This is a genomic window from Cnuella takakiae, assembly GCF_001953305.1.
Classification (GTDB): Bacteria; Bacteroidota; Bacteroidia; order Chitinophagales; family Chitinophagaceae; genus Flavisolibacter; species Flavisolibacter takakiae.
Genome location: NZ_MTFE01000010.1, coordinates 1,251,426 through 1,266,301, shown reverse-complemented (window position 1 = coordinate 1,266,301; position 14,876 = coordinate 1,251,426). Strand labels below are relative to the sequence as shown.

Below are 14,876 nucleotides of genomic sequence, written 5' to 3'. Positions count from 1 at the left end.
GTCGTTTATCTGTAGTTCAGAAGAATCTTTTGTTGTTTGTCAGCCGGTGTTCGTTTCGTTCCGTTGACAGAGTAAAAGTAATACGGGCATTTTGCCTGTATTGTTTTGTTTCGGTGAAAGGGGTTTTTTTCTCGGTGAAGATACCCCTTGCGGATACCAGCCCCCCTCACGACTTCAAAGATATTTTAGTCTCCCTTTTCACCTTGTAGTAATAGTTCGGAAACTTCTATAAGCGTTTTATCTGCCAGCTCCCGCACCCTGCTTAAGGGTGCCGGTATGGCTGCCACATCGCCTTCTTTACCTGCCTTTTCAATAGCCGACAAATCGGGCCCTACCAGGTCGGTAAGACCCATATAACCCATGGTGCTCTTCAGGCTATGGGCAATACTTCTCACCTGTAGCAGGTCGGCGCCGGCAAAGGCTGCATCAAGCGCGGTCAGTTCGGCCCTGGCCTGTATCATAAACTGCTCCATCATCTCTCGTTCAAACTTCGGATCGTTGCCCGAAAGCTGGTGCAGGTATTCGAGGTTCACGTACTCCAGGTGGTTATTGCCGGCAAAGGCCCTGCCCTGCTCCGCTTCACTGCGCACCTGCAGCTGCGCATACTGCGCTATCAGGTTATACAGATCATTTTCGCGGATGGGTTTGCTCAGGTAATCGTTCATACCCAGTTGCAGGCATTTTTCCTTCTCGCCCATCATGGCATGCGCCGTCATGGCAATGATGGGAATATCCAGCTTCAGCTCGTTTCGTATGACCGATGTCGTTATATAGCCATCCATCTCGGGCATTTGTATATCCATCAGCACCAGCAGGTAGCTCTTTTTTTTCAGTTCGGCCACTGCTTCCGCACCATTGGCAACGATGGTGCAGCCAAAGCCCCAGTTGCGCATCAGGTGACGGATCAGTTGCTGGTTCATGTTATTGTCTTCGGCCACCAGCACCTGTATGGAGCCGGGTTCAATAACGGCCACTTCCTGCATCACCGATGCCGAGCTCACCTCCGACAGGTCGGGGATGCGGTAATCGATATTGACGGTAAATACCGAACCCTGCCCTTCCTGGCTTTGCACGTCGATGCTGCCACCCTGCAGCTCCACCAGTTGCCGCACAATGCTCAGGCCAAGGCCCGTACCGCCATAGCGCCGGGTGGTATCCGCTTCGGCCTGCTGAAAACGGTCGAAGATGGAATGGAGTTTTTCGGTTTCAATACCTATGCCGGTATCGGTTACCAGTATGCGCAAACCCACCATTGTGGGCGTTTCATAACGGCGTTCTACCCGCAGCTCAATGATACCGCCGGGCGTAAACTTCACGGCATTGCCTATCAGGTTTACCAGCACCTGCGTAAGCCGCACGGCATCACCGCTGAGGATGTCGGGCACATCAGCGGCCACATGGCTGGCGTATTCCAGCCTTTTTTCCGCCACTTTTTCGGCAAACATGGCGCCCACCGAAGCCGTAAGGCTGCGGATGGAAAAACGGGTTTCCTCCAGCTGCATCATGCCCGCTTCTATCTTACTGAGGTCCAGGATATCGTTGATCAGGGCCAGCAGGTTGTCGCCGGCAGAATGGATGTTTTGTACATACTCCCGCTGGGTAGGCTCCAGCTGGGTGCGCCGCAGCAGGTTGGTAAACCCGATGATGGCATTCATGGGGGTACGTATTTCATGGCTCATATTGGCCATAAATTGTTCTTTCATCTGCGCGGCTTCCTTGATCTTGCGTTCCGACTCGTTGAGCGAACGGATGATGCGCTGCTGCTGCTGGCTTTGGTTTACAATGTACCAGAAGGCGATCACCACCAGGCTGCAGGCAATTACTGCCAGCACAAAACCCCAGGTGCGTGCCTGCTGTCCACTTCTTTCAAACTGCCTGGTTATGGTTGCCGTTTCGGCACGGTGCGACTGGTGCATGTGATCGAGCACCAGCATGATGCTGTCGCGCAGTTCCTTACCCCTGAATGTGTTGATGATGGCTTCGGCTTCGGTTTTGCCGCCCGTGCGGTAAGCCTGTAGTATGCGGCGGCTGAAACGGATCTTTTCGGATACCAGCTGGTTCAGCTCCTTTACCTCGTCATTGCTGTTGGCTGTGTGCAAACTGCGGGAGAGGGTTTCCACATTTTTGCCGGTGCTGACTATTTCCGCTTCTATTTGCGGTAAAAACCGGTTGTTGCCCGATATAACGGCGCCACGGATATCACTTTCAAAGCCGAGCATACCGGATTCGATGGCATGCAGGTCGCGCTGGATCTGCAGCTCGGTAAGCAGTTTATTATTTCCCTGTATCAGCCGGTTGATATTGTTCCCCGATACTACCTGGAGAAAAACAATGAGTACAACACCCAACAGGAAGCCTACTAAAGCGATGGTTATTAAGGGCCCTTTCTTCATCTTCGTCCGTACTAAAGTACAAAAAACAAGCCCTCCGCCGCTTTAATAGGCTGAATAAGAACACATATAGAAAAATTTAGGAATTATCAACCTGCACAATCGTAACCCTACGACTGAATGCATGGGCTTATAGCGTATAAATACGAACCGGGCAGCAGTTATTTAAGCGAGTTGCGCCACTCGTTGAAAAAACGAATGATAAAGAATACGCTGGTGAGGAGACCTGCGGAACTGCCAACCAGCAAAAATGCGCTGCCGTTTACCATCAACCCGTTGAGTAGCAGGTACTCCGAGATGATGAGCAAAACGATGGAGGCAAAAAATAATATAACCCGCTTTTTCGACATTTTTTTAACCGCCCTGCCTTTTGCTAATAAGCACCGGGCGATACCACACAAAAGTAAAAAGTCAATTTTCCATTATGGGGCATATTAGCTTAAGCAAAGTATTGCTTCGGTGAAGGGGTGTTTTGCTACGGTGGGCAGGATAACCTCAAAACACCTGTTTCGGCAGGAGGCGCAACGCATTAGCTCACATGCACATATGACCATAAAAATCATTTACAAACAAATAGCCCCTGCCTTTCGGACAGGGGCTATTGTTCAAAATAACGTGTTGGCGAAGGCTCATAGCATGTTGAGCCGCTTGTTCAGCATTACCTTATAGGTTTCGGCCAGGGGCACGGAAGCTTTGCCAATATAGATGGAGCCGTCCTGGATATAGTCGATCTTGTTGAGTGCCACGATATAGCTGCGGTGCACCCGCAGGAACTTGGCGGCAGGCAGCTTTTCTTCAATGGCCTTGAGCGTGGAGTGGAGCACGTGAAACTTCTGGCCGGTATGCACTTTTACATAGTCGCCCATGGCTTCCAGGAAAAGGATATCGTCCACGTTCAGCTTTTTAAGCACACCGTTGTCCTTTACAAATACAAACTCCTGGGCCTCGATCTTAACATCCTGGCGCTTGCTCTCCGTTGCCTCCTTGGCCCTTTCCAGTGCCTGCAGAAAGCGGGCAAGGGTAACGGGTTTCACCAGGTAATCCACCACATTGAGCTCGAAGGCCTCCACGGCATAATCGGTTTTTGCAGTGGTAAAAATGATGAGGGGACGGTTATTGGGGCCCAGCTTCTTGGTCAGTTCAATACCGGTCATGTCCGGCATTTCAATGTCCAGCAGCAGCAGGTCGATGGGTTCACGGGTCAACTGGTTATACGCTTCAATGGCATCGCTGCACTCCGCCACCAACTCCAGGCTCTGCACCTGGCTCACCAGCTGCCTCATGGCCATGCGGGCCATCTTGTTATCGTCAATAATCAAACACTTCATGTTGTGCGTAAGGGTGTTTCAAACAAATATAAGGAACCGCAGATTTGTATGATTTGAAATGATTTGTATGACCCACAGGCCACAAAGCTTCCAGGCATACAGAAGGGCTGACTTTTCAAAAGGAAAAACGAGCCAAGGTTATCCGTCTGTTGCTGAATAGCTCACTGTATTTTCCAATTTTCCAGAAACTTGGCTGGTTCGTTGCATTCCAGTAACCTACTAATCACTTCAAAATAAGCAAAACCGAGGCTAAAGACTCATACAAATCATTTCAAATTAAACTAATCTGTGGTGCCGATGAGTGGCACCTGCGCCTCCCGGATTCTTTTATTCAACTCCGGCAGGCCGTTTTTCCTGATGGCTTCCAGTTTGGCCAGTTCAGCGTCTATCTGGCGGGCAAGGTCGGTATACACATCACGTACCTGCTTGCTGGGCGCAAAATTGCCGCTGTTGGCCACATCAAATACCCCGGCCAGTTTGTCGTTCAGGCGGATGGGATAATTGAGTACATCCTGTCCGCTTTTTGCCTTGGTTTGGTACAAGGTTTCTTCAATGGCGGTCAGTTGTTTTGAAAGGCTGTCGGCCAGCACTTTCACGGGCTTAGCGGCACTGTCCTTTGCGGCACGGCCTGTAAACTCGGCCATCTGGCTGCGCAGGGTGCGGATATCCTTGATGGCTTTTTGCGTGGCGTTGAACTTTTCCCTTGCGGCCCACAGGAAGCGGAACTGATCGTCGTACTCGGCCTGCGTGGTTTTGTAGTTGGGATCGGCCTTTACCACAAAAGGCACATCGGCAGAATCCTTACCGGCACGAAAGCGGGCGGTATAGTTGCCAGGCGGCGCCACGATGGCTCCAGGCACGCCATTCCACAGGATCATGCCTTCGATGCGGTCGGCCTCGGGGTAGCGCAGGTTCCAGGCTGCGGTGTTCATGCCTTTGCGAACATCCAGTTTGTTGGCAGCTTCCTTAGCATCGGTGCTGTAGGTCTTTACCAGCTTGCCCTCCTTGTCCAAAATACTCATCGACACTTTCAGCGAGTCGGGGGCTTCTTTCAGGTAAAAACGGAAGGCGGCACCTGCGGGTGGGTTGGTACCGGCAGCCACAGGGGTGCCGAAATTCTGGGCAAAAAGCGGTGCCGCCACGCGGTAGGTTTCCTTGGGGGCAAATACATGCAGGTTTTTAGCGGAAACAACAGGGTCTATTTGCTGCAACACGCCGAGGTCGTCGAGTATCCAGATGGCGCGGCCTTGTGTAGCCACGATCAGGTCGTTTTCCTTGATGTGCAGGTCGGTGATGGGTGTAACCGGCAGGTTCAACTGGAAGGGCTGCCAGGAAGCACCGTCATTGTAAGATATATACATGCCAAACTCGGTACCGGCATACAACAGCCCGGCACGTTTGGGATCGGCACGCATCACGCGGGTAAAATGCATCTTGTCGATGCCATTGGTGAGGAGCTTCCAGGTTTTGCCGTAATCCTCAGTTTTGTAGATATAAGGCGTGTAGTCATCCAGCTTGTAACGGGTACCCACGGCATAGAGTGCGCCTTTCTTAAAAGGGTCCGTCTCCAGGCTGTTCCACATCATCCACTTGGGCACACCTGCGGGTGTTACATTGTTCCAGCTTTTACCGCCATCGCGGCTTACATGTATCAGGCCATCGTCGCTGCCGGTCCACAACAAGTCTTTTTCCTGGGCTGACTCCAATGCCGTAAAAACGGTACTGTAGTATTCCACCGAGGTATTGTCCTTGGTGATGGGGCCACCGCTGGGGCCCTGCTTGCTCTTGTCGTTGGTGGTGAGGTCGGGCGACAGCTCCGTCCAGCTCTGGCCCTCGTTTTCCGAAGCAAACAAGTGGTTGCCTGCGGCATACAACTTCTTTGGATTGTGCGGCGAAAAGAAGATGGGGAAGTTCCACTGGAAACGGTACTTCAGCACATCGGCACCGGCACCCATGGGGTTGTCGGGCCATACGCTTACAGCGCGGTTCTCGCCGGTTTTGTGATCCAGCCGCGAAAGATAGCCGCCATAGTTACCGCCATACACGATGTCGGGGTTGGTGGGATCTGCTACCACATAGCCACTCTCCGCACCGGCGGTTTCCTCCCAGTCGCTTTCGGTAATGGCGCGGCCAAGGCTGCGGTGGCGGATGCGCAGAGTGCTGTTGTCCTGCTGCGCTGCCAGTATGCGGTACGGAAAGGCATTGTCGGTGCTGAGGCGATAGAGCTGGGAGGTGGGCTGGTTCATCATGGTGCTCCAGCTGTCGCCGCCATTAAAGGATACCTGCGCACCACCGTCATCGGCAACGATCATGCGGCTGCCATCTTTGGGGTCAATCCACAGGTCGTGGTGGTCGGAATGCGGCGTATTGATGTTCTGAAAGGTTTTGCCCCCATCCCTGCTGCGCATAAAGCCTACATTGGGTGCATACACCAGGTTTTCGTTTTTAGGATCCACGTACACCTTGGTATAGTACCAGGCCCGCTGCCGGATATTGTTGTCGGCGGAAGCAAGATTCCAGGTTTCGCCGCCGTCGGCAGAGGCAAAGAGGCCCCCGGCCGCATTTTCTACCAGCGCATACACCTTATCGGGGTTGGATGGCGCCACGGCTACCCCTACAATGCCCCACACGCCTTTGGGAAGGCCCTTGCTGGCAGTGATATTCTTCCAGCTTTCGCCGCCATCGGTGCTTTTCCAGAGGCCGCTGCCTTCACCGCCGCTCTCCAGACTGTAGGGCGTGCGGATGAGGCGCCAGGTACCGGCATACCACACATCGGGGTTGCCGGGTTCCATCACCAGGTCGCTCACACCGGTTTGGTTGTTTACATACAGGGTGCGCTTCCAGGTTTTGCCGCCGTCAGTTGTTTTGTACACACCGCGCTCTTCGTTGGGTCCAAAAAGATGGCCCATCACGCCAGCCCACACGGTGTTGGGATCGCGGGGGTGCACCACCAGGCGGATGATGTGGCGGCCATCTTTCAAACCCACATTCTTCCAGGTGCGCCCCCCATCGGCCGAGCGCCATACACCGCCCAAACCTTCGCTCACATTGCCACGCATGGTGTTCTCGCCCTCGCCTACATACAGCACGGCCTCGTCGGAAGGCGCCACAGCTACCGCACCGATGCTGCTGCCAAAGTATTTGTCGGAAATATTCTTCCAGGTAGTGCCGGCATCGGTGGTCTTCCACACACCGCCACCGGTGGCACCAAAGTAAAAGGTGTTTTTATCGGTATAGCTGCCCGCCACCGCAGCACTGCGGCCACCACGGAAAGGGCCCACAAGCCGGTACTTCAGGCTGGTATACAAAGGTTCAGAAGCGGCAGGCACCGGCGCCTTCTTTTGCGCCCCTGCAAGGAGGCTGCCGCTCATGGCTAAGAGCAGGAGTAATTTTCTCATGTGCGATAAATAGGGATGGAATGTACAACAGAAGCGGCAATGGCGGAGCATTGGTTATTGGCTTTAGCTGTTGGCTGTTGGCCCGCTGCTGCGATGCAACCAGATTTATTGTTTTAGAAAACCGTTGTAGGCTTTTGCACCCTTACTCCCGGATATACAGGAAGCAAAACTAACCTGCCTATGTTTGCAGCAAATTGAAACGGCATGCGCACACAGGTTACCGGCAACATCGTCAACATTTTTGAGCAAACTACAAGGCTGGGCACCATCACCATTGAGGACGGCATCATCACTGCCATCGAACTATCCGGTGAGCCCGACCCGGCACTACCCTATCTCCTGCCCGGCTTTGTGGATGCGCATGTACACATTGAAAGCTCCCTGCTGGTGCCTTCCGAGTTTGCCCGCATGGCCGTGGTGCACGGTACCGTGGCCACGGTGAGCGACCCGCACGAAATTGCCAACGTGTGCGGCATGGCCGGTGTGGAATACATGATTGAAAACGGCAGCACCGTACCCTTTCATTTCAACTTCGGCGCCCCCAGCTGCGTACCGGCTACCACCTTTGAAACGGCAGGCGCCGTGGTGGATGCCCAGGATGTGGCATCCCTGATGGCAAGGCCTGAAATCAAATACCTGAGCGAGGTGATGAACTTTCCCGGTGTGCTGGCAGGTGATGCCGATATGCTGGCAAAAATGGCTGCTGCAAAAGAACATGGTAAGCCCATTGACGGCCATGCACCCGGCCTGCGTGGTGAAGACGCCCGCCGCTATATCGCCGCTGGCCCCAGCACCGACCATGAATGTTTTACTGAAGCCGAAGCCCGCGAAAAGCTGGAGTACGGTATGAAGGTGCTGATCCGCGAAGGAAGCGCCGCCCGCAACTTTGAAGCCCTGATTCCGCTGCTGTACGACTACCCCAACGACATCATGTTTTGCAGCGACGACAAGCACCCCGACAGCCTGCTGGCGGGTCATATCAACCAGCTTTGTGCCCGTGCCATCGCCAAAGGCATACCGCTCTTCAACGTGCTGCAGGCAGCCTGTATCAACCCCGTGTTGCATTATGGTTTGGAAGTTGGTTTGCTCCGCAAAGGCGATGCGGCCGATTTGATTGTGGTGCGCAACCTGGAAGATTTTGAAGTATTGCAAACCTATATTCGCGGTAAGTTGGTAGCCGAAAACGGCGTGTCACTTATTGCGCGTACAGCGGGTGTGACTACTATCAACAATTTTAAATGCACGCCCAAAACACCGGAACAATTCCGCATCACGAAAGATGCTGCTTGGTATGATTCAGCAACCAATACCATTGCTGTTATTGAAGCACTCGAAGGCCAGTTGATCACCAACAAGCTTAAATTGCCGGCAACATTGGAGGGTGATACTTTGCTTCCTGATGTAGCTAATGATATTCTGAAAATTTTAGTGGTGAACCGTTACCAGGATGCACCGGTTGCCGTTGCCTTCATCCGCAACTTTGGTTTGAAAAGGGGCGCACTGGCTTCCTCAGTTGCGCACGACTCGCACAATATTGTTGCCGTAGGTGTAGATGATGCCAGTATCTGCGCAGTGGTAAATGCAGTGATTGAAAAAGAAGGCGGACTGGCTGTTGCAAATGCTACTGGTGTACAGGCATTGGGCTTGCCCGTTGCAGGACTAATGAGCAATGACGATGCCTATGTGGTAGCAGAAAAATATATCGCACTGGATGCAGCAGCCAAGGCGCTGGACACACCGCTTGCCGCACCTTTTATGACTTTATCTTTTATGGCGTTGTTGGTAATCCCGCACCTGAAGCTGAGTGATAAGGGGTTGTTTGATGGGAATGGATTTCGGTTGATGTAATGTACCGACTATAGTGTTCATTATGCGCCATGATGGGCGCACTCACTTCAGTACGCTATATCCCAATCTGGAGCGTCATTGCAAGGCGCAATAGTAATTGCAATTGCAAGGAAACTTGCGCGCCGAAGCAATCTCCTGCCGCCCTAGTACACCAAACTGGCCAAGTGGAAAACCTGTAATTGCCGGGGATTGCTTCAGCGCCTCGAACGGCTGCGTAACACCAAACACTACCGGCGCTTCGCAATGACGTTTACAACTGAATTATTTTGATGAAGATCCCTGGTTATTAGGATACCGGCAAACGGACATTCAGCAACCGGCAACCTTGCCTATTTCGCCTCATACACAAACTGGCAGGTAACATCAATCGACTCTGCAATCTTTTGAAATACCAGTTTCGGAATTTTGATATTGAAATCAGCCAGTTTCACTTTGAATTTTGAATCCAGTTGCACCCCGTTATTGCCAACAATGAGTGAGCCGGCAATAGTGCGTTGCTGGTTCACACCGTGGATGTTCAGAACGCCATCGGCTGTTACATCAATCTTACCCAAACGTTTCCAGTCAACCGGATTGGTGATCTTACCTGTAAAGGTGGCCATAGGGAACTTATCACTCTCCAGGTAATTGTCGTTGAAATGTTCTTCCATCAGTTCATCCGGGAAATCGAAGCTTTTGATGGGAATGCGTACTGTGATCTGTCCGGTGTTTTTATTGATGGATGAAGTAGCCTCATTGGTAACAGCGCTGATATCTTCCAACGGTGCTACAGAAAAAAAAGTAGTCTTTGCCTTTACGCTGTTGATGGTAGCATCCTGTGCATGGGTAAATGCAAAAAAGCCAATGATAAACAGGGACAGGAACAACAAGCGTTTCATAATGGAATGATTGATGGTACAACAGTGGAAAGTTCGGACATACCGTACCAAGTAGCAGGTATGCAGCTAAAGTTTTAACAAAGGTTAACGGATTGGTTCCAGTGGCATTGCCATTTGATGGATCAAAACAACAAGGCGTCCCGAAGAGCGCCTTGTTGTTTTGTGTATCAGTCATGCCGTCTAGACTAAGACGAGATCGGCATCCCTTTGTACTCTCAGGTGCCCCGACGAAGGCAGGAGATGCCTGCATGCGTCTGCATGACAAACCTTGATGTTGTTTAGTGCCTAGTGCAACAGCAAAAACTAAAAGTCGCTTTCTGTTCAAAATTGAAAGTCACACCATCACTTTACTGATACTTTGACTTTGAACTTTCAACTCCCGACTTCCTACTGCTCCTAGTGTCTGCCGCAACCGCAATGCTGCGTTTCTTCCTCCGACACTACGTTGTCGTGCCAGTTGAAGGCGCCTGCATTTTTACCCAACTCCCAATAGAACTTGGGCCGTTCGGCTTTGCGCACGCCTTCCTCGTTCATGGTAGCGGCATCGTACAGGCGGCCGTTCACCATGGTATAGCGGATGCTTTCGGTATTACGGATATTTTCCAATGGGTTCTGATCCATCACCACCAGGTCGGCCAGTTTGCCCACTTCCAGCGAACCGATCCACTTGTCAAAACCAAGGGATTTGGCTGGATTGATGGTAGCGGTTTTCAGGGCTTCCAGGTTGGTCATGCCACCCTGCTGCAACATCCAGGTTTCCCAGTGTGCACCGATGCCCTGTATTTGTCCATGCGCTCCCATATTCACGGTCACGCCGTTATCATTCAGCTTTTTAATGGTACGCGATACCTGCATAAAGCCCTGCTCGTACTCTTCTTCGGGCAGCATGGTGCGGTGCCGGCTGCGGGTATCGATGATGCTGCGGGGTGTAAAGCGCAGCAGCTTTTCGTTTTCCCACACATTGGTATGCTGGTACCAGTAGTACTCGCCACTTACGGCACCATAGCCCACGATCAGGGTAGGCGTGTAAGCCGTACCGGCAGCCTTCCACAATTGCAGCACATCGTTGTACATGGTGGCAATGGGCAGGTTGTGCTCGATGGTAGTATGGCCATCCATAATCTGGCTCAGGTTGTGGAAGTAGAAAGAGCCGCCTTCGGGCACCACTTCCATCCCCAATTCGCGGGCTGCCTTGATGATCTGCTGGCGCTGGTCACGGCGGGGCTGGTTATAGCTTTTCACCGAAAAGGCGCCCCAGCTCTGGCTGCGGCGCAGGGCACTGCGCGCATCCTCCAGGCTGTTGATCGGTGCCTTGAAATCGCCGTCCGCGCCATAGAGGATGGTACCGGTGCTGAACACACGGGGACCTACCATCTTACCGGCCTTCACCAATTCGCTTTGTGCAAACACCATCTCGCTATTGGCCGAAGGGTCGTGCATGGTGGTAACACCATAGGCCAGGTTGGTATAGTAAGGCCAGTGTTTCTGCGGGGTAATACCGGTGCGGAAATGGTTGCCATGCGCATGTGCGTCGATCATACCGGGCATGATGGTTTTGCCGGTGGCATCTATCACAACGGCACCTGCAGGGATGCTTACCGCACCGGTTTTGCCAATGGCTTTGATGGTATTGTCTTCCACTACAAGGGTGGCATCTTCCAGCACTTCGTTGCCGCTCATGGTAATGATGCGGGCATGGGTAAATGCAGTAATGCCCTTAGGCTTGTCAGCACTTACCTGCAGGCCGATGGCTACCCCTTTTTCCGGCACCACAAATGCGGAATCGGGCTTGCCGGCCACAAAGGAAAAGCGGTCTTCCAAGGCAATGCTGTAATACTGGTCGCCGAGGGTATAATGCAGCCTGTTGCCATCGCCACTCCAGTGGAGGTTGATACCCGCATCGCGGCTTACTTTCTTTACCGGGAAATCGGCTGTGGAAGCACCCAGGTCAACGGTTTTACCGGTGATGGGGAAGGTGGCGATGTACACATTGTGCAGGTCTATAAAGGCCACCCAGCTTTCATCGGGCGACACCATAAACTGGCTGCCATAGGTGCTCTTCAGGTGGATCTTTTCATCGGATCCATCCAGCTTGGCCGAGGCAAAGGTTCGGTTCATGCCCCCACCCAGGATATAGTAAATACGATCGCCTTTTTTATTGAACACAGCCGCATCACCGCGCTCCGTTACCAATTGTGGTGTGCCGCCGGCAAGTGGCATGGTATAAATGCCCGGCTCGGAAGTGTAAGCGGGACCCAGCACATCGCTGCCGCCTTCCATGCGGAACACCAGCAGCTTTCCATCTGGGCTTAATTGTGGCTGGCGATAGATGCCTTTGGCAGTGGTCAGCTTGCGGGGCTTAGCACCATTTGCCAATCCTACTGTGTAAATAGCACCTGCATCGGCATCGTTCCAGGTGGTGTACACAATGCTTTTGCCATCGGCACTAAAGGCAGGCTCAAACTCGAAATCGGTACCACCCGTGATGCGTTCGGGTTTGCCATCGGGCAGGGCTTTTTTCCACAAATACCCTACGGCATTGAACACGAGGGTCTTGCCATCGGGTGAAGTGCGGGCACCACGGATCACCTGTGCGTTGAACTGGGCAGGGTTGATGTTTTGCTGGAAACGTACCGCATCGGCGATCTTGATATTGACATCGGCGGTAAATGGGATATCCGCAACGGTATTGGGTTTGCGGGTATCCACCCTGTTGATCTTTCCATTGCTCCAGATGATGATATGCTGGTCGTCGGGGGTAAAATCAAAACCGGCAAAAGAACCAAAGATGGTCCAGGCTTCCTGCTGGTCTTTTGACAGCCCATCCCATACGGGCCACTCCTCCCCGGTTTGCAGGTTGCGCAGGTACAGCACCGACTTGGTGCGCACCCGGCGGATAAAGGCCAGGGTCTTGCCATCATTGGAAAGCTGCGGGCGGCAGGCACCACCATTGCCACCGGTCACTTCGATGATCTTACCGGTTTCACGGTCGAGGCGTTTGATGACAAAAATTTCGTTGTTAGGGTCTTTGTTGTACTGGAAAAAACCACCGGGGTACATGTCTTCGCTGAAATACACATAGCGGCCATCGGGCGACACGGTGGGTTCGTTTACATCCTGCTGGTCGTTTTTGCGGGTGGTGAGTTGAAGGCCGCCACCACCGCTCACATGGTACATCCATATTTCGCCGGCACCCAGTGAGCGGCCCGATGTAAAGTGCTTGCGAGCAACAATGTATTTGCCATCGGGCATCCAAGCTGCGTTGTTCAGCAGTCGGAAGGTTTCTTTTGTAATCTGGCGGGGGTTGCGGCCGTCGCGGTCCATCACCCAGATATTGTCGCCGCCACCGGCATCGGAGGTAAACAATATCTGTTTGCCATCGGGCGAAAAGCGGGGCTGCACTTCCATGGGAATACCGCTGCGCAGCACTGTGGCCTTGCCGCCTGTGGCAGGCATGGTATAGATATCACCCAACAGGTCGAACACGATGGTTTTGCCGTCGGGCGACACATCGAGGTTCATCCAGGTGCCTTCGGTGGTAGTAAAAGATACGTTCTTGTAAGTGGTGCCTTCGGGATTGGCAACATCCCATTTCTTTTCCTGCGCCAGTGCAGGCAGGCAGGCTGCGGCGAGTGTGGCTGCCAGCAGGTGCCGGAGGGCTTGCTTCATATTGGGGTTTGTGTTTTTTATGTGGGTACACCTAACAGGTCTCGGAGACCTGTTAGGTGTTGAAAAACTCAGGCTTCCTGCCCGATCCATACCGCGCCGCCAATAGAATCGCGGCTGGCCCCGGTAACGGAGGACAGTACGGTAGCTTCCTGCCGCCAGCGTAGCACACCCAGCAGGGCCATGATCAGGGCTTCCTTGAAGTTGGCTACTGATGCATCGGGCACCACCACTTCCACACCTGCAGGAGCAAGGGCTTCGGTAAGCTGCTGCACCAGGAAGCTGTTGAAGGCACCACCGCCGGTGATGAGGAGTTTGGGATTGGGGGTTTGGAGTTGGGCGTTGGCCACTGCCGTTGCTATTTGATGGACGATATGTGCAACATAGGTGCGCAGGGCATCTGGTGCAGACAGGCCTGACGATGCAACAATAGGAAAAACGGTATCGGTACCAAAGCTATTGGCCAGCGATTTGGGCGCAGGCTGTGTGTAGTAATCGAGGGCATTGAGTTGCGACAGCAAATTTGAATTGACCACACCGGTAGCAGCCAAAGCACCGCCTTCATCATAAGCTTTACCTTCTTTTGCAGCCAGCATATTGAGTACGCGGTTGGCTGCGCAAATATCAAACGCGGTATAACTGCTATTGGCTTTTACACTCAGGTTGGCAATACCACCCAGGTTCAGCAGGAGGTCGTAGTCAGGGAACAGGAGCTTTTCACCCATGGGAACAATGGGTGCACCCTGTCCGCCAAAGGCGATATCCAGTGCACGCAGGTCACTTACCACGGGCAGGCCGGTAACGGCCGCGATGGCGGCGCCATCACCCAACTGCGCAGTCATGCGCTGTGCCGGAACGTGAAAAGTGGTATGGCCATGCGATGCCACCAACGCCACTTTATAATGCAGGTTATGGGCTTCAATAAACTGGTTCACCTGCTCACCCAGGTAATGCCCGTAGGCAGTATGGAGCAGTTGGTAGTCCAGTGCACTCAGCGCCGTAGCACCCTGCAGCTTTTGCGTCCAGGCAGCATCATAGGGGTAGGTGTCGGCAGCAATGATCTCAAAGCTCCACTTGTTGCCGTTGACATGCAGTTCGGTAAAAACAATATCCAGCCCGTCGAGCGAGGAGCCGCTCATCAGGCCGATCACGCGGTACATCATGGCGCGAAAGTAGGTAAGGATGGGGGAAATGGAAGAGGGAAGTAAGGGGAGTGAAAAAGCAAACTGCGTTGGGCAAGTTGTCCTGCGGTGGGCCACGTCTTTACCAGCGGGAATGCCGGAATAAGTTAGGGGGCAGTGTCCTCAGGTTTTGTCATCCCGGCGCATGCTGGGATCCCCTGCCTTCCCCGGAGTACCTGTAAACACA

8 protein-coding genes are annotated in these 14,876 nt (G+C 53.1%); 1 reads left to right on the top strand and 7 read right to left on the bottom strand.

What is annotated here, in order from left to right:
• Nucleotides 1–185 precede the first annotated feature (185 nt).
• The 4 genes from BUE76_RS05835 to BUE76_RS05820 all read right to left on the bottom strand — a co-directional run bounded on the left by BUE76_RS05835 (nucleotide 186) and on the right by BUE76_RS05820 (nucleotide 7,116).
• Nucleotides 186–2,393: an ATP-binding protein gene (locus tag BUE76_RS05835; protein WP_073040929.1), complete on the bottom strand. Its 2,208-nt coding sequence runs from the start codon at nucleotides 2,391–2,393 to the stop codon at nucleotides 186–188.
• 158 nt (nucleotides 2,394–2,551) lie between these two features.
• Entirely contained in the window at nucleotides 2,552–2,740 is a 189-nt protein-coding gene (locus tag BUE76_RS05830; RefSeq protein ID WP_073040932.1) for a hypothetical protein, read from the bottom strand.
• Between the two features lie 279 nt (nucleotides 2,741–3,019).
• A complete protein-coding gene (locus tag BUE76_RS05825; protein ID WP_073040933.1) occupies nucleotides 3,020–3,718 on the bottom strand; it encodes a LytR/AlgR family response regulator transcription factor in 699 nt (232 codons plus the stop codon).
• Nucleotides 3,719–3,999: 281 nt separating this feature from the next.
• Nucleotides 4,000–7,116 carry a WD40/YVTN/BNR-like repeat-containing protein gene (locus BUE76_RS05820; protein WP_073040935.1) on the bottom strand — a complete coding sequence of 1,039 codons (3,117 nt, stop codon included), beginning with the start codon at nucleotides 7,114–7,116 and terminating at the stop codon, nucleotides 4,000–4,002.
• A 204-nt stretch (nucleotides 7,117–7,320) separates the two neighbouring features.
• Here BUE76_RS05820 and ade point away from each other — a divergent pair, with 204 nt between their 5' ends.
• Complete coding sequence (gene ade / locus BUE76_RS05815) at nucleotides 7,321–8,964, top strand: adenine deaminase (RefSeq protein WP_073040937.1); 1,644 nt, start codon at nucleotides 7,321–7,323, stop codon at nucleotides 8,962–8,964.
• Nucleotides 8,965–9,293: 329 nt separating this feature from the next.
• On the opposite strand, the gene BUE76_RS05810 is transcribed toward ade, so the two are convergent.
• The 3 genes from BUE76_RS05810 to BUE76_RS05800 form a co-directional block, all read right to left on the bottom strand.
• Complete coding sequence (locus tag BUE76_RS05810) at nucleotides 9,294–9,842, bottom strand: YceI family protein (protein ID WP_073040938.1); 549 nt, start codon at nucleotides 9,840–9,842, stop codon at nucleotides 9,294–9,296.
• Nucleotides 9,843–10,238: 396 nt separating this feature from the next.
• Nucleotides 10,239–13,511 carry an amidohydrolase family protein gene (locus BUE76_RS05805; protein WP_073040940.1) on the bottom strand — a complete coding sequence of 1,091 codons (3,273 nt, stop codon included), beginning with the start codon at nucleotides 13,509–13,511 and terminating at the stop codon, nucleotides 10,239–10,241.
• 68 nt (nucleotides 13,512–13,579) lie between these two features.
• Nucleotides 13,580–14,671, bottom strand: coding sequence for an anhydro-N-acetylmuramic acid kinase (locus BUE76_RS05800; protein ID WP_073040942.1), 1,092 nt, complete (start codon nucleotides 14,669–14,671; stop codon nucleotides 13,580–13,582).
• Nucleotides 14,672–14,876 lie beyond the last annotated feature (205 nt).